Origin of the sequence: Bartonella sp. TT110JLCBS, from assembly GCF_042193405.1 — a bacterium.
Classification (GTDB): Bacteria; Pseudomonadota; Alphaproteobacteria; order Rhizobiales; family Rhizobiaceae; genus Bartonella.
Window position 1 is genome coordinate 1 of the sequence record NZ_JBHILT010000001.1, and the last position, 15,926, is coordinate 15,926.

Below are 15,926 nucleotides of genomic sequence, written 5' to 3' on the forward strand. Positions count from 1 at the left end.
CGCGCTCCAAAGCCTTGATCACTAGTTGAGAAACTCAACAGTGGTATGGCTCTGATCATGGTTTTGGTGCAAGATTTTAAGGAAATAACCTATAAAAAAAGATCTATAAAATTATTCCATAGATGATCAAAATCCCTTTTAATGGATTATTGTCTATTTTATCGGTTATGTCAGTTTATTTAACAGACGAATCTTATGATTTTAGTGAGTGATTAAAATGTGCTTTATGAAAAAAGCATGTGATCCTTTAAAGCCTTTCAAAAGAAAGGGATTATAATCATAAGAAATGCTATCAAGACCATTATGGTTATGAGTTTTGGGGGGGGGGTGGAGGTGCTTTTTACACCCCCCCTTTACATATTTTTCAATAAAAAATAAAAGTCATTATATTTCAATATATTATTTTTTATCAATTTTTCAAAAAACAACCTATATCAATAATACAACCTATAAATTCAGCTAATGATGTATGTTTTGTAAGGGTTTTGGGGGGTAGAAACCTTCAAAACCTATAAGTAATATAAGAAAATAAATATACATAACCCTCTTTAAACAAAGCTTTTGATAACAATAAAGCTATCATTTTAGATTACGGTATAACCTCTTAAAGGCAATGTAAAAGAAGCGTATTCATTTTAGATAGGGTTTCTTAAAGTCTTAAAGCAATCCAAATAAGAGTATTTAAAAGTGCAAATGATTTCTTTTTAGAATAACGCATACAAACACTCCTTTTAAAGATTGTATGTAATCAACTTAACAAGAGAGGTATAGATTATGGTTATAAGACTCTATACCCCTTGTGAGTTTAGCAAGCCAAGTCTATTCAATTTCTTTAATTTCTAGTTTTGGTAGGTTCTTAACGATTTTCATTGTCTCTAAACTTACGGTAATAACCCTCTGAAATAACTCTAGAGGGTAGGCAGGGTTACCAACGGTTTCAACAGCATAGCGATTGGCATCATTATTCAAGCGGGTGGCACTTTAAATAAGGCTGCATCCATGGTGTTGGAGCCGATATTATTGCCGGTACAAACCCGATGCAAAGCAATGATGAACAGAGCGGGAATATCACCTTGGGAGCAGGTAAAGATATCATTTTTGAAAGTGTACAAAACCAGCTCGTGGGTGTTGCTACAGCCCTTGGCTCTTAAGACTCTTCATAAGAATCATTTTTACTCCTTTCTTCTATAGTTTTTACCCACACATCAGCCCCGCTTATGATGTGCAAGCAAGTGATTTTGATTGATTCAAGATAAACAGATTTGAAATGAGAGAATTCTACGTTATTCGGGAGGCTAATTCAATATAAATAACGCTAGATTATTATTATAAATCAATATCTTGTTATATAAAAAACCTAATCCGTAGGAGATTGTTGGAAATGTTGGAACTATCCTTGGTATTTTTGCTGGGCTTAGCAACATCAGAGCGAAAGAAAATATCGTACGAGTAGGGCAGCGAGATGGATACAAACTCTATGAGTATAACTACAGGGGCTATCCAGAGCGTTATCGCGGGGTGATGGCACAAGATGTTTTGAAGTCAAAACCTGAAGCTGTTTTCTTGCATAAGGCGATAGGTTTTTTGCATGTAGATTATAGCAAGCGTGGCTGTGAGATGGACAGGATGCAGTGATGGAACAAGAAAACACAAATTCTCTTTTAAAGTTGTTTGATCCAAAATTTTTGCGTCCTTTAATGTATCAGGTTATACCGCAGTTACCTAGATATTTATTGCAACAACGCTCGATGCCTCCAAGCACGCCGTTGGAAGGACGATACAAGCCAAGTTTTTTAGAACGGGCTGCTTGTCGCACAGACCCTTTTGATGCGAGCAATGGGGATAATACTCCGCAAAAATTGAGTCCTACAGAGCTTATTCGTGGTTCTCAAGCAGGGACAGAACAAGCTGGGAAAAAACGCCAGCAGAATTGATTATGTCTATGGATGATTTAAAACGCCAAATGCCTCCATTGCCGGATGTTTCAAAGAATACTGTTAAGATACAAGAGGTGCCAGAGCAACAAAAACATGACTTCTCAGAGCAGGGAGGTGTTGCATCAATGATTCCTCAATCTCCACTTGTTGGGAACATTGATCAGTCTAGTGGGGACAAAGCTGGGCGACAGCAAAAAGATGTGATGGATTATATTGCTCAACTTAATGAGAAATCTATAGCGGCAAACTCTTTGAAAAACGATTCTGGAAATGATGAGGAAAAGCTTTTTGATGCACCTATAGGAGAAGAAAAACATTTGAATGCACACTTACCAGAAGAGGAACATTTAAAAGCAAATGATATGCCAGAACAGGCAACAAATTATGTAAACGCCGTTGGGAACTTTATTCATAAAGACGCAAATCCAAGCAGCTTATGGGAGCGTTTTAGAAAATCAGAATTTTCCGAGCATTTAATGGATTTTTTTGCAGGGCTTGCGTTAGGAAAGACACCACAAGAAAGTTTTTCAAATGCATCTATCCTTATGCGGTAACAAGGGACGCGCACAACATAAACAAACTTTGCAATTTTTACGCTCTAAAGGATATAGCGATGAAGATGCGCAAACACTCACGCAATATCCAAATCTTGTCATGAAAATCATAGGCAATACGTTAAGCCCTCAAGAAGGCTATAGAACACTACTTAAAAGGCTTAATCGGGGGATTATGAATCTGTACCAACCGAATTGCAGAAATGGACCAAAGCGGGAGGCAAACGTTTATAAGGTCTCGTACACCGGCGTGCAGCAGAGGCAGGGCTATGGGCGAAAGGGGCTTATGTTTCTTCCAATTATCAAACAGTAGAAACGCAAGCACCAACGGGGGTTTTCAAAGCCGAAGCCCCCTTGCACCGATTATTGGTTCTTTCTCAGGTCTTGGTGGATTTTTAGTGGGCAATGGACCCATTCAATGGGCTTTAGCCGCCATTATGGTTTTAGCCGCATGTACTGGTATTTTCTTTGTTGCTAAACGCTTTCAGGAGCACCGCCTATGATCTTATGGATGAAAAGAAATTTGATGGTAACAGGTGCGGCTTTAGCCGCTTTTTTTATTGCCTTAGCAAGAGCTTTTACTCTTGGGAAAAAAGCAGAGCAACAAAAGCAAACAGAAAAAGCTTTAAAAGCAGCCACAACACGTTTGGAGGTGGAAAGTGAAGTTAATCAAAAAAGTGATGCTGATGTGCGTGATGCTCTCTGATTGGTTGCGCAACAAATAAATATGCTTCTTCTTGTGTTTGTTGGTTACCTATTTATTTAAGCTGGCAAGATTTGAACACCATTAGCTCAAACTTAGTAAGAGAGATCTTAAAGCATAACAAGCAGGGTGAACGCTTGTGTGGGTGGAAACATGGTTAGAAAAAAACACAAGACGATATAGAGCTTACAGAAGCAGAAAAAGAAATCCTTCAAGAAATCATCATGACCTATCAAAGCGTGAAAATGATGTCTCGCTTGATGAAGTGGATAGCATTTTTTCTTTTTTTTTTTGCTTATCCTTGATTTTGCACGCCTCATGGATGCGATAGACAACATCTTCGCTCATTTGAAGCAGTGGTTCTCAAAGAATTAGAAAAACTGTTATACAAGCAAAAACTTCGAAAAATTCTTTTTACTATAAATTGGAGATCCAATCATAAGCGTAGTTCAGAATGCAAACCAAGTCGTAAGAGCTTTAGTGTTTTAGTATTTGGCTTTCGATAGATCAAAACTAAATCTGGCTTGATATGACAATCACGACAATTGTGCCATTTATCTGTTAATGCATGATTTCTCCGATGCACCTTTAGCGGTTCATTCTTCGCTAACGCTTGACCACAAGCAGCAAATCCTTCTCTAGTGTATTAGCATACCTATCTTTGCTTTCACTTTTAAGATTATGCCGGAATGAACGCGTATAAACAATTTCTAGCATAGCAAGCTTAGGTTTGCTTTTCAGATTTACGCATTTCGGTTCTATCTTCGCGTATCATGGTCCTTAAGCTGTCTAACGATGTACGTTCGACGCATCCCATTTCGGCATCCTCGAGAGCTCGTAATGTTTCCGGATTTGGTTGAAATAGATCCAAGTGGTAATGTTCGATCTCTAGCAATGCGGGTCATAAACATACGTACTGCATCTGATACAGTTAAACCCATAGACTTAATAACTGCACTTGCAATTTCTTGAACTTGATCAGGTATGGGGGCTTGAATTTTTCCCATTGCTAAATCCCCTATTCAATTGTGGTACAATGTACCGCACGTTAAGTTTATATCAAGAGTTTCAACAATAGCTTTTCACAAGAGAACTTAGCAAAATTCAAAAAACTATTAGAGAAAGTTAGCAGAATAAGATATGTTTTGTAGAAGAATATTGGAAAATCCTATTCACTAACCTTTATTTATGAACCCCATACTTAAAAAAATATATAAAATCAATGTGATATATGAACAAAGAAGAGCATAATATCACTAAAAGAGTGTTATAGAAATGATGTGTCATGACGATTCTACCACTCAATAGTGCTTCGATAAGAGAGGCAATAGCGCTTCTTGAACAAGGGAAGTTAGTAGCGTTACCAACGGAAACTGTTTATGGATTAGCGGGCGATGCAACCAATGGAAGGGCAATTTCTTCTATTTATTCTACAAAGGGTCGTCCGCAAATTAATCCTCTTATTGCGCATGTCAGCGGCATAGAAATGGCACAACGTTATGTTAAAATTGACTTTCTTTCACGCCAATTAATGGAGGAATTTTGGCCAGGGCCTTTGACATTGGTTTTGCCTTTAAAGGAACAGCATAATATCCATCCTTTAACAACCTCTGGTTTGAATACCTTGGCTGTTCGTTTTCCAGACAGTCGTTTTGCAGAAGTGGTACAACATTTTGGCCGCCCACTTGCTGCTCCTAGTGCAAATCAATCGGGGCGTCTTAGCCCTACTTCAGCTGAGGCTGTTTTTGCATCTTTGGGGGAATCTGTTCCTTTGATATTGGACGGAGGACCTGCTAAAATAGGTCTGGAATCAACGATTATTAAAATTTGTGGTGAAAATATTTATCTTTTGCGTCCAGGGGGGCTTGCGGCTGATGAAATTGAAGAAGTTGTGGGGAAGCCTTTAAAACGGATAGATCAAAGGGCGGCGATTGAAGCTCCTGGAATGTTAAAGTCGCATTATGCTCCCAATGCCACGGTTCGTTTGAATGTAGAAAAGGTGGAAAATGGTGAAGCGCTTTTAGCATTTGGTTCAAAGCGTGTTATGGGGGCTGAAAATGCCGTGTCTATTTTAAACCTTAGCGAAGATGGAAAGTTAGAAGAGGCAGCCTCTCATTTATTTCAATATATGAAGGAATTAGATTCATTTAAAGTGAGATGTATCGCAGTAGAACCTATTCCATTATACGGATTAGGGGAGGCTATCAATGATCGTCTTATACGGGCTGCAGCTCCAAAGGAGAAATGAACATGGAGCAGGAATTAATTGAGGGGTTTAGGGAAATTGTTGGTGCTAAGCATGCTATAACAGATCAAGCGTTGATTGCACCGTATTTGCTTGAAGAGCGAGGGCTTTTTCATGGAAAAACACCTTTACTTTTACGTCCATCTTCTTGCGCAGAGGTCTCATCGATTATGCAGTTAGCGAGCAAAACGCGCACACCGATTGTGCCACAGGGTGGAAATACAGGGCTTGTGGGGGGGCAACAACCAGATGAAAGAGGAGGGGGCGTTCTTTTATCCATGGAGCGATTAAATAAGATTAGAGCTATAAATCTTGAGGGAAACTTTGTTGTTGTAGAGGCTGGTGTTATTTTACAGGATTTACAGAAAAAAGTGGATGAATCAGGTCGTTTTTTCCCTCTTTCTTTGGCATCTGAAGGTTCTTGCCAAGTAGGAGGAAATCTTTCGTCGAATGCTGGAGGGACAGCTGTTTTAGCTTATGGCAATATGCGTGATCTTTGTCTTGGTTTAGAAGTTGTTTTACCGGATGGGCGTATTTTAGATGATTTGCGTTTTGTTAAAAAAGACAATAGCGGTTACGATTTAAAAGATCTTTTTATTGGTGCAGAAGGCACATTGGGTGTTATAACCGCAGCCGTTTTGAAGATGTTTCCAAAAATAAAAGGAAAAGCTGTTGCTTTGGTGGGATTATATAGTCCGGCGAAGGCTTTAGAGTTTTTATCTCTGGCTCAAGAATATGGAGGAGGGATGTTGACAGGTTTTGAGCTCATGGGAAATCTCAGTTTGCAAATGGCTTTAGATTATAAGATGTGTGAGAAGCTTCCTCTTCAGCGGAAACATGAATGGTATGTATTAATGAACATTTCATCGTTGCAAGGCAATGATGAGGCGTTATCGGTATTGAGTACTATTTTAGAAGAAGCTTTAAAGAATGCGGTGATAGAAGATGCAGTTGTTGCGCAATCTTTAAAACAGCAAGATTTTTTTTGGCAATTACGAGAAAGTATATCATCAGCACAAAAGTTAGCAGGAGGGTCCATTAAGCATGATATTGCAATCCCACTTGCTTCTATTCCTGATTTTATTGCTGAGGCAGCGCTTATTGTTGAAGATATTGCTCCAGGAGCACGGGTGATTTGTTTTGGACATATGGGCGATGGAAATTTACATTATAATATTACACAACCTGTAGGAGCTGATACGGCAGTGTTCTTGCAGTTATGGTCAACAATGAATCATCGCATTCATAGTTTAGTGGTGGACTATAGAGGTGCATTTTCTGCTGAGCATGGAATTGGTCAGCTTAAGCGCGAAGAACTTCGTTCTTTTAAATCGCCTGTCGCATTGGATATTATGCAAGGGATTAAAAAAACGCTCGATCCTTTAGGGATAATGAATCCTGGAAAAGTATTATAATTCAAGAATGGTGATCATGTATTTTTGTTTAGATTTTAATAACCAAAAAAGAAACCAGTTGTTTTTTATTCAAACTTTTAATAATCCAATGAGAAAAAGCTGCTAAAGGGTGTATGTTATTTAAGATAAATTGGGATAATGTATATGGCTAATCAATGCTTTAATCAGGCAAAAGCGGTGCTTGAATTTCGGTTAGATCCGTGCCATTTGCCACAAACGACGACATATTTTTCATCCAAAACGGGTAATCAGGTTATTTGTTCGTTAAATGAGCGTGGTGTTTCTTTTAAAACGGATATGCCTTCAAGTTTATCGCATTTAATACCCCCTTATCATTTCCAAGGAATTGCAGCACGTACCGTAAAAACGCGTTCAGGAGAAAGAGCTGTTGCATTAGAATTACTTCATGCCGATGAGGAAGCTTGTATACCGCTTTTGGTTTCCAGAGATTTGAATAATGTTCTTCTGGATTGGCGGTTATGGGCAGATACTTATGGCCTTCCCATGCTTATGATCAATGAAGATAATCGCATTCTGGTTGTAAAAGATCGTTCTGATTTACATCGATTTTTTGGTACAACAGCACATTCTAAACAAAAGCGTTTTTTACTTCGTTATAGCAATCCGTTAGGCTTGCGTTTGGTGATTGCGAATCGAATTGCACTCCAGTAATATTAACATGTATTCATTTTTGTACTACCGTCAGCATTTATCTTGTTGTGCTGTAAAACATCGTTGTTTGGAGCGGTAATATAAGGCGTGTAAACTTCACACATGAAGTGTTTTAGAAGATATGGCAAATATTCTTAAGTTTGCTTGTAGGTATTTGTGTAAGTGCAGCATATGAGTGGGAAGCAAGAGGAATCCGCTCAATGAAAATCCAGACCTTTACAGACGGAATTTGGTGTGACTTTTGGTTCTTGAAGACAAAGAGGAAGTCAATGATTGTAAATGAAGAGTTTTTTAACACCATACATTTGCAGCAGGAATCAATTACGTTAAACGCTTTTTTCGGAGAGGTAAAAACGGTTTTCATAACAATAGAAACTGTTTTTTTGCGGTATAATTTTGGGTTTTTGTCACATCATTAAAACACCAGAAGATTACTGGAAGTGTTTTTGAATTTTTTTCAGATTCAGAAAATTTTCCTATTTTATCATGAGTAGATATTCTATTTATAATATTTGATTGTTCAAAGGAAAGCACACTCATTTTTTCAAAATTATGGTCAACGTAAAACAGTGAGAAAATTTGTGTGTCATGCTCTTATATAAAATAATAAAATCGTAAAAAAGAATATTCAAAGGATTTAATTTTCTCGCGCAACGGCTCTCCATCCGATATCACGACGAACAAAACCTTCTGGCCAATCAATACAATCAACAGCTTCATAGGCACGTTTTTGTGCATGCGTAATCGTTTTTCCTGTTGCAGTTATATTGAGAACACGTCCACCATTTGCAATGAGTTCTCCATCACGCAACATTGTACCAGCTTGAAAAACTTTCACATCGGGAAGAGAGTTTACTTGATCAACGTTACGGATAACAGTACCTTTTTGGGGAGAGTCTGGATAACCATTAGCAGCCATAACAACGGTGAGAGCAGCTTTTTCAGACCACCGAAGAGGCTTATTTTCAAGTTTTCCTTGAGCTGCAGCAAGAAAAATTGGCAAAATGTCATCTTTGAGGCGCATCATTAAAACTTGACATTCAGGATCACCGAATCGTACGTTAAATTCAATTAATTCGGGTCCTTTTTGCGTTATCATTAATCCGACAAAGAGAATGCCTTTAAAGGGGGTTCCCATTTCGTTCATGCTTTTTAAAGCTGGTTCAACAATTTCTTTGAGAGTACGATTCACTATTTCTTTGGTCATGATGGGCGCTGGTGAATAAGCACCCATACCACCGGTGTTTGCTCCAATATCCCCATCACCTACACGTTTATGATCTTGAGCAGATCCAAAAGGAAGAGCAACTTTACCATCACAAAGGCAGAAGAAGCTTGCTTCTTCACCTTCAAGAAAAGATTCTACAACAATTTTGTTTCCTGCATCTCCAAATGTACTTTTGAAGCAGGCATCAACTGCGTTAAATGCTTCTTCCATAGTTGTTGCAACCACGACACCTTTACCGGCGGCTAAGCCATCAGCTTTAATGACAATAGGAACACCTTGTTGATGAATGTAAGCTTTGGCTTTAGCGGCATCATCAAAGCATTGGTAACTTGCTGTAGGAATGTTATTCTTATGACATAAATCTTTAGTAAAAGCTTTTGAACCTTCTAGTTGAGCAGCTTTTTGAGTAGGACCAAATACACAAATGTTAGCACTATTAAGAGAATCTGTTATACCCGCTACCAATGGTGCTTCTGGTCCTACAATTACAAGATCAATAGAATGTGCTTTACAAAAATCAATAACAAGGGGGTGATCATCAATGTTCAAATTAATATTTTCACCAAATTCTGTTGTTGCAGGATTTCCAGGAGCACAATATAACTTTGTTAGCAGTGGTGATGCTGCTATTTTCCATGCTAAAGCGTGTTCTCGTCCACCTGAGCCAATAAGAAGAATATTCATTGCTTGCTCCTCTCATAAAAGATGATTAATCTCATCCCCTTCTCATAAGAATGAAATGTCTCTATCGCAAGACCAAAGGTAAATCATTTGATGAAAAAAAATAAAAATATCGCGCATGTTCAGTCCTATGATAGCCAAGGACGGGTTATGGATGCATCTTCCAAACAATGGGTCTACAGCTTTCTTCCCCGTTCTTTATGGTTTTATGCGCAATTGGCGCGTTGGGATCGGCCTATTGGATGGCAATTGTTGATGTGGCCTTGTTTTTGGTCAACAACAATGGCTTTTTTCTCTTATAACATGCATTACGATACTCTTTTATCAATGTTTCTTCATTGGGTTTGGTATCTTTTTCTTTTTTTTCTGGGATCTATTGCTATGCGAGGGGCAGGATGTACTTGGAATGATCTTATTGACCATAAAATTGATGCTCAGGTAGAAAGAACACGTTCTCGCCCATTGCCGACAGGTCATGTGAGTCGGTTTCAAGCAAGAGTTTTTATACTTGTGCAATGTTTGGTTGGTTTAGTTGTTTTATCACAATTTAATAGGTTTAGTTTTTTTCTAGGTATTTCATCATTGATAGCTGTTGCATTTTATCCTTTTATGAAACGCGTAACATATTGGCCGCAGTTTTTTTTAGGCGTTGCATTTAATTGGGGGGCATTAATGGGGTGGGCTGTTGTCTTTGGAAGTTTAAGCTGGGCACCAATCTTGCTTTATGTGGGATCAATCTTGTGGACCATAGGATACGATACAATCTACGCACATCAAGATAAAGAAGATGACGTTACTGTTGGTGTCCGTTCTACGGCGCTTCTCTTTGGTAAAGCAACCAAGCGTGCTTTAGTATTTTTGTATGGTGGTTTTGTGGTGTTCGTTAGTCTAGCATTTTATTTAGCTGGAGTCCCTGTTCTTAGTTTTTTGGGGGTTTTTGTGGCAAGTATCCATATGTTTATTCAAATTAAAGTCATTGATATAGATGACAGTTCACAATGTCTCAGGCTTTTTAAATCTAATTCGCTTATTGGTTTTGTGATTTTTGCTGGTTTAGTATGTGGGGGTATATGGACGATATTTTATTCTGCGGTCTAAAAATAAGTTAGCTAAAATCATAGTATTCTACTGCATACAGTATGTCTTTTTTAATAAGCTTGTTGCTAAGCTATTTTTAAGCAATACAGTAGAAAATATTACCAATTAACCTTTACAGTGAAAATGAAATTCTTCTATTTAAATAAAATAAATCATCTTCTTTTAGAATTTTTCGAATAAAAAATATTTGTTTAATTGTTGGGAAGAAAAAATCTTCATAACGATGAAGTTTGAAGGATTAGGGATAAAGTTTTTGTCTTTTCCAATCGCTGTGTTCAACACAATCTCGTGTAAAAAGCAGACGATCATGTAAACGAAATGGGCGATCGCACCAGAACTCTATAGAAAGGGGTTTAACACGAAACCCAGACCAATAAGGTGGTCGTGGAATATTACCTAGAGCATAACGCGCAGTATATTGAGCAATTGCTTTTTCGAGCACAAAACGATTGTCTAAAGGTTGAGATTGTTTAGATGCCCATGCACCAATTCGACTACCACGTGGTCGCGATTGGAAATAGGCATCGGCTTCCTGTTGACTTACTTTTTCAACGATTCCTCTAATTCTGACTTGACGACGGAGCGATTTCCAATGAAAACCTAAGGATGCTTTCATTGATTTTAAAATTTCTTGTCCTTTACAGCTTTCATAATTGGTATAGAAGACGAATCCTTGGGGACTGTAGTCTTTGAGAAGAACTATACGAACATTAGGGAGTCCTGTTTCGTCAACTGTTGCTAATGCCATAGCATTCGGATCATTTATTTCACTTATCTTTGCCTCTTCAAACCACTTTGCGAAAAGTTCAAAAGGTTTTTGCATTTTCATAAAATGATCATCTGTTGGTATTTTGGTGCTCATAGTTTCTCCAAATATCAGTGAGCATGGGTGAGGCATTTTCTCATTTACTTTATCATCAAGAAGTTACAGTACCATTTTTTCTTATTTTCAAAAAGCCAATGCTATCATGTATTTTTATGGTAGTTTAATTATTTTTACTTTAGCATAGACTACAAGGAGCTATATTAAATAAATGTCTTATTTTATCTGGTATTTTAGTTTGTTGATAGACATATAAAGAGAAAAGAAGAAATTATTCTCTAGAATAGACTGATGAAGCTATAAGGGATATTGAACAACGTATCAGTTGATATTTTGAAAACGAAGAAATTGAAAAGAGGGCAATATGCGTGATCCCTACACGATTCTGGGTGTGGCACGTACCGCAAAATCGCAAGAGATTAAATCGGCATTTAGAAGATTAGCAAAGAAGTATCATCCAGATCATAATAGAGATGATGCAAAGGCTAAAGAAAAATTTGCTGAAATTAATCAAGCTTATGAAATTATAGGTGATAAAGATAAAAAGGCACAATTTGACCGCGGTGAAATTGATATGGAAGGAAAACCGCTTTATCAGGCCTATGGTACTGGTGAAAATTTTAGCAATAAACAAAATCCTTTTTCAGGAAGAGCAAAGGGATTTGATTTTTCCTCTTCAGGTGGTGCAGGTTTTGATGCGAGTGATATTTTTCGGGATCTGTTTGGAGGAGGAGGTAGCTTTTCGAATTCCACACACTATAACCGTCCCCAACAAGGAGCACATGTGCGTGCTAATCTTGCCATAACATTAGAGCAGATGGTTGGCGCAGAAAAGGTGGAAGCTGTTTTTCCAAATGGAAAAAAGTTAAAAATTAAACTTCCAGATTATATTGAAGACGGACAGATTATTCGTTTAAAAGGTCAGGGAGAAGCGATGCCTCACGGGCAAGCAGGAGATGCGTTAATAACCATTCAGATTCAAAAACATCCTCGTTTTCGGGTTGAAGGAAGAGCACTCCATCTTGATTTACCAGTTTCTCTTAAACATGCTGTTTTGGGAGCAAAAGAAGAAGTTGAGACGTTGGAGGGACGTGTGGTTTTAACGATTCCTGCGTGGTCAAGTTCTGATCGCGTGTTACGGTTGAAAGGGAAAGGGCTTCGTTTAAAAAATGGTACAAGGGATGATCTTTATGTGCATGTTCGTATTATGTTGCCGGAAGGTGAAAATGCCGCGCTAGAACAGTTTTTGCAAATGCAACAAGATTAATTTTAAAATTATATATATATTAAGCGTAGTTTTTGTTTGATTTTAAACCAATTGCTTGAAGAAAAAGTTGACCTGTGTCATAGGCAGGTGAATAATATCAATTTTAAGTAACAATGGGGCAGAGCTGATGGCTAAGGGTAATGGTTTATTGTACGGTAAGCGTGGTTTAATTTTGGGGTTGGCCAATAATCGCTCCATCGCTTGGGGAATCGCTAAAGCGGCAAGTAACGCAGGGGCAGAGCTTGCTTTTACCTATCAGGGTGAAGCAATGAAAAAGCGTGTTGAGCCTTTGGCTGAAGAATTAAAGGGATTTGTTTGTGGACATTGTGATGTTTCTGACAGTGTCTCTATTGATACGGTTTTTAGAGAAATAGAGAAGAAATGGGGAAAACTCGATTTTTTAGTTCATGCTATTGGTTTTTCTGATAAAGATGAATTAAGCGGTCGTTATATTGATATCAGCGAATCAAATTTTATGATGACCATGAATATTTCCGTTTATTCCCTAACAGCTCTAACAAAGCGTGCAGAGAAATTAATGTCAGATGGTGGTTCAATCTTGACACTAACCTATTATGGTGCAGAAAAAGTTGTTCCCAATTATAATGTAATGGGGGTTGCCAAAGCAGCTCTTGAAGCGAGCGTGAAATATTTAGCGGTAGATTTAGGTCCCCAAAATATTCGTGTTAATGCTATATCTGCTGGACCAATTAAAACGTTAGCGGCTTCTGGTATTGGTGATTTTCGTTATATTTTAAAATGGAATGAATATAATGCTCCATTACGTCGTACGGTAACAATTGAAGAGGTTGGTGATTCTGCACTTTATTTTCTTTCAGATTTGTCTCGTTCTGTTACCGGTGAAGTCCATCATGTCGATTCGGGTTATAATATCATAGGTATGAAAGCAGTTGATGCACCAGACATTTCTGTCGTTAAAGAATAAAGTTTGGTTTATAAGATTTTATTAGACAGCAATAGTTTGACCAAATTTAAGGTGTCCAAGAGTATTTGGGAGAAAAGAGTTGTCTTGTGTATAGCACACAACATACGTTATCGTTGTATATATTTGACAGAGAAATGGATCTTTTTTCATGTCGCATAATACATTTGGTCATTTGTTTCGTGTAACAACATGGGGTGAAAGTCATGGTGCTGCTCTTGGTTGTGTCATTGATGGTTGTCCACCTGGAATTATTTTTACTCTTGCAGAAGTTCAAGCTTATCTTGATAAACGCAAACCAGGACAATCAAAATACACAACGCAGCGCCGAGAACCAGATAAAGTAGAGGTCCTTTCAGGAGTTGTTGTTCAAGACGATGGAACGACATTGGTGACAACAGGTACACCAATTTCTCTGTTGATTCGAAACACAGATCAGCGTTCGAAGGATTATAGCTCGATTGCCCATCAGTATCGTCCAGGACATGCGGATTATACTTATGATATTAAATATGGCATTCGTGATTTTCGAGGTGGGGGACGTGCTTCGGCACGAGAGACAGCAGCGCGTGTTGCAGCTGGTGCATTTGCTCGTAAAATCGTTCCTGGTTTGATTGTCCGAGGAGCAGTGATAGCAATTGGTCCTCATAATATTAATCGTGATCGTTGGGATTGGTCAGAGGTTAATAATAATCCTTTTTTTACAGCTGATGCAGAGATGGTTCACATTTTTAGTGATTATATCAGTGAACTCCGTAAAGAGGGAACATCTGTTGGTGCGGTTGTTGAGATCGTTGCAGAAAATGTTCCGGCAGGTTTAGGAGCCCCTATTTACGCAAAGCTTGATCAAGATATTGCCTCGTTACTTATGTCGATTAATGCGGTAAAAGGTGTGGAAATTGGTGATGGTTTTGCGGCAGCCCGCTTGAGGGGAGAAGAAAATGCCGATGAAATGCGAATGGGAAATGATGGAAAACCGCTTTTTTTATCCAATCATGCGGGAGGTATTTTAGGGGGAATATCGAGTGGACAGCCAATTGTTGCGCGTTTTGCTGTAAAGCCTACTTCATCAATTTTAACACCTCGTCGTTCCATTGATGTTGATGGTCATGATATAGACGTTATAACAAAGGGACGTCATGATCCATGTGTTGGGATTCGTGCTGTTCCTGTTGGTGAAGCGATGGTTGCTTGTGCTATTGCTGACCATTATCTAAGACATCGCGGTCAAGTTGGGTGAGTGAGAAGGTGAACAATGGCATATGATGAAAAAAAAATTGTTTCTGCACTTAAAGCTTTTGAACGCGGTGAAATTGTTGTGGTGACAGATGATGGTGACCGTGAAAATGAGGGAGATTTAACTGTTGCTGCAGCGCATTGTACAGAAGAAAAGATGGCGTTTATTCTTCGTCATACAACAGGTATTGTGTGTACACCTATGCCAAAAAAAGAAGCACAACGGTTTAATCTTTCTCCTATGGTACCAGATAATAACTCTGCACATGGGACGCAGTTTACAGTTACTGTTGATTTTAAACACGGCATAACAACAGGGATTTCAGCGCACGATCGTACATTAGCGGTGCGTAATCTTGCCAATTCAAATGCAAGTGCGGATGATTTTGTTCGTCCAGGGCATGTTTTTCCTTTGATTGCGCATGAAGGGGGAGTGCTCATGCGTTCAGGTCACACGGAGGCTGCTGTTGATTTATGTAAATTAGCTAATTTGCCGCCGGTTGGTGTTATCGGTGAGTTAGTTAATGATGATGGAAGCGTTAAACATGGTGATCAGATTATGAAATTTGCGCAAGAACATCGGTTGCATATTATAACGGTTGCAGATTTGATTGCTTATCGCCAACGTAAGGAAATATTGATCAAGCATGTTGGAGAAATGCCTATTGAAACATCTATAGGTTCCGCTATTGTTAAAAGTTACCAACTCCCTTGGGAATCCGTTCAGCATATTGCAATTATTTTTGGTGATATTTGTAAGGGTGAGGATATTCCCGTGCATTTACATCATGAAAACATTATAAGTGATGTTTTTTGTCAATCTTCAGATATTATGGTGATGATGCAGAGAATGATGAAAAAAGAGAAACGTGGCGTATTTATTTATTTGCGTGAAGGATCTGTTATACAATCAACTATTGGTATTCAAAACATGGCAAAAGACAGTTCAGAAAACCATGTGCAGGCGATTGAACGCGAAGCAGAATGGCGCAAAATTGGTTTAGGATCACAAATTTTAAAATATTTAGGAATAGGCTCTGTTATTGTTTATGCTTCTAAAGAGCATCATTATGTAGGTTTAGAAAATTTTGGAATTCGTATATCCAGAACAGATATTTTTTGAG

At 38.3% G+C, this 15,926-nt stretch carries 11 protein-coding genes and 6 pseudogenes; 12 read left to right on the forward strand and 5 right to left on the reverse strand.

Annotated elements, in window-relative coordinates; all coding sequences use genetic code 11:
- Nucleotides 1-819: 819 nt before the first annotated feature.
- Nucleotides 820-969: a hypothetical protein gene (locus ACFILW_RS00005; protein WP_375684943.1), complete on the reverse strand. Its 150-nt coding sequence runs from the start codon at nucleotides 967-969 to the stop codon at nucleotides 820-822.
- A gap of 665 nt (nucleotides 970-1,634) precedes the next feature.
- Between ACFILW_RS00005 and ACFILW_RS00010 the strand changes: the two are divergent.
- The 4 pseudogenes from ACFILW_RS00010 to ACFILW_RS00025 all read left to right on the forward strand — a co-directional run.
- A pseudogene (locus ACFILW_RS00010) lies at nucleotides 1,635-2,642 on the forward strand (hypothetical protein); the annotation flags it as partial.
- Nucleotides 2,637-2,994 (forward strand): annotated as a pseudogene (locus tag ACFILW_RS00015) (glycoside hydrolase family protein); the annotation flags it as partial. The pseudogenes ACFILW_RS00010 and ACFILW_RS00015, both read left to right, overlap by 6 nt.
- Nucleotides 2,991-3,216 (forward strand): annotated as a pseudogene (locus ACFILW_RS00020) (hypothetical protein). The pseudogenes ACFILW_RS00015 and ACFILW_RS00020, both read left to right, overlap by 4 nt.
- A gap of 131 nt (nucleotides 3,217-3,347) precedes the next feature.
- Nucleotides 3,348-3,569, forward strand: a pseudogene (locus ACFILW_RS00025) (hypothetical protein).
- Between the two features lie 61 nt (nucleotides 3,570-3,630).
- Here ACFILW_RS00025 and ACFILW_RS00030 read toward each other — a convergent pair.
- Nucleotides 3,631-3,911: pseudogene (locus tag ACFILW_RS00030) on the reverse strand (type II toxin-antitoxin system YafQ family toxin).
- Between the two features lie 7 nt (nucleotides 3,912-3,918).
- A pseudogene (locus tag ACFILW_RS00035) lies at nucleotides 3,919-4,201 on the reverse strand (type II toxin-antitoxin system RelB/DinJ family antitoxin).
- A 278-nt stretch (nucleotides 4,202-4,479) separates the two neighbouring features.
- On the opposite strand from ACFILW_RS00035, the gene ACFILW_RS00040 reads away from it, so the two are divergent.
- The 3 genes from ACFILW_RS00040 to ACFILW_RS00050 all read left to right on the forward strand — a co-directional run bounded on the left by ACFILW_RS00040 (nucleotide 4,480) and on the right by ACFILW_RS00050 (nucleotide 7,526).
- Nucleotides 4,480-5,442: an L-threonylcarbamoyladenylate synthase gene (locus tag ACFILW_RS00040; protein WP_375622322.1), complete on the forward strand. Its 963-nt coding sequence runs from the start codon at nucleotides 4,480-4,482 to the stop codon at nucleotides 5,440-5,442.
- Nucleotides 5,443-5,444: 2 nt separating this feature from the next.
- Entirely contained in the window at nucleotides 5,445-6,854 is a 1,410-nt protein-coding gene (locus ACFILW_RS00045) for an FAD-binding oxidoreductase (protein ID WP_375645708.1), read from the forward strand.
- 144 nt (nucleotides 6,855-6,998) lie between these two features.
- Nucleotides 6,999-7,526, forward strand: a complete 528-nt coding sequence (locus ACFILW_RS00050) for a DUF6101 family protein (RefSeq protein WP_012754813.1) — start codon at nucleotides 6,999-7,001, stop codon at nucleotides 7,524-7,526.
- A 637-nt stretch (nucleotides 7,527-8,163) separates the two neighbouring features.
- On the opposite strand, the gene purD is transcribed toward ACFILW_RS00050, so the two are convergent.
- Entirely contained in the window at nucleotides 8,164-9,438 is a 1,275-nt protein-coding gene (purD, locus tag ACFILW_RS00055) for a phosphoribosylamine--glycine ligase (RefSeq protein ID WP_375684878.1), read from the reverse strand.
- 90 nt (nucleotides 9,439-9,528) lie between these two features.
- Between purD and ubiA the strand changes: the two genes are divergently transcribed.
- Nucleotides 9,529-10,533 carry a 4-hydroxybenzoate octaprenyltransferase gene (ubiA, locus tag ACFILW_RS00060; protein WP_375684879.1) on the forward strand — a complete coding sequence of 335 codons (1,005 nt, stop codon included), beginning with the start codon at nucleotides 9,529-9,531 and terminating at the stop codon, nucleotides 10,531-10,533.
- Nucleotides 10,534-10,771: 238 nt separating this feature from the next.
- Here ubiA and pdxH read toward each other — a convergent pair whose 3' ends face one another.
- Nucleotides 10,772-11,395: a pyridoxamine 5'-phosphate oxidase gene (pdxH, locus tag ACFILW_RS00065; protein ID WP_375622318.1), complete on the reverse strand. Its 624-nt coding sequence runs from the start codon at nucleotides 11,393-11,395 to the stop codon at nucleotides 10,772-10,774.
- A 325-nt stretch (nucleotides 11,396-11,720) separates the two neighbouring features.
- Between pdxH and ACFILW_RS00070 the strand changes: the two genes are divergently transcribed.
- The 4 genes from ACFILW_RS00070 to ribB all read left to right on the forward strand — a co-directional run bounded on the left by ACFILW_RS00070 (nucleotide 11,721) and on the right by ribB (nucleotide 15,925).
- Nucleotides 11,721-12,623, forward strand: coding sequence for a DnaJ C-terminal domain-containing protein (locus tag ACFILW_RS00070; RefSeq protein WP_375684880.1), 903 nt, complete (start codon nucleotides 11,721-11,723; stop codon nucleotides 12,621-12,623).
- Between the two features lie 127 nt (nucleotides 12,624-12,750).
- Nucleotides 12,751-13,569: an enoyl-ACP reductase FabI gene (gene fabI, locus ACFILW_RS00075; protein ID WP_375622316.1), complete on the forward strand. Its 819-nt coding sequence runs from the start codon at nucleotides 12,751-12,753 to the stop codon at nucleotides 13,567-13,569.
- 148 nt (nucleotides 13,570-13,717) lie between these two features.
- Nucleotides 13,718-14,806, forward strand: a complete 1,089-nt coding sequence (gene aroC / locus ACFILW_RS00080) for a chorismate synthase (protein WP_375622315.1) — start codon at nucleotides 13,718-13,720, stop codon at nucleotides 14,804-14,806.
- Between the two features lie 15 nt (nucleotides 14,807-14,821).
- Complete coding sequence (gene ribB, locus ACFILW_RS00085) at nucleotides 14,822-15,925, forward strand: 3,4-dihydroxy-2-butanone-4-phosphate synthase (RefSeq protein WP_375622314.1); 1,104 nt, start codon at nucleotides 14,822-14,824, stop codon at nucleotides 15,923-15,925.
- Nucleotide 15,926 lies beyond the last annotated feature (1 nt).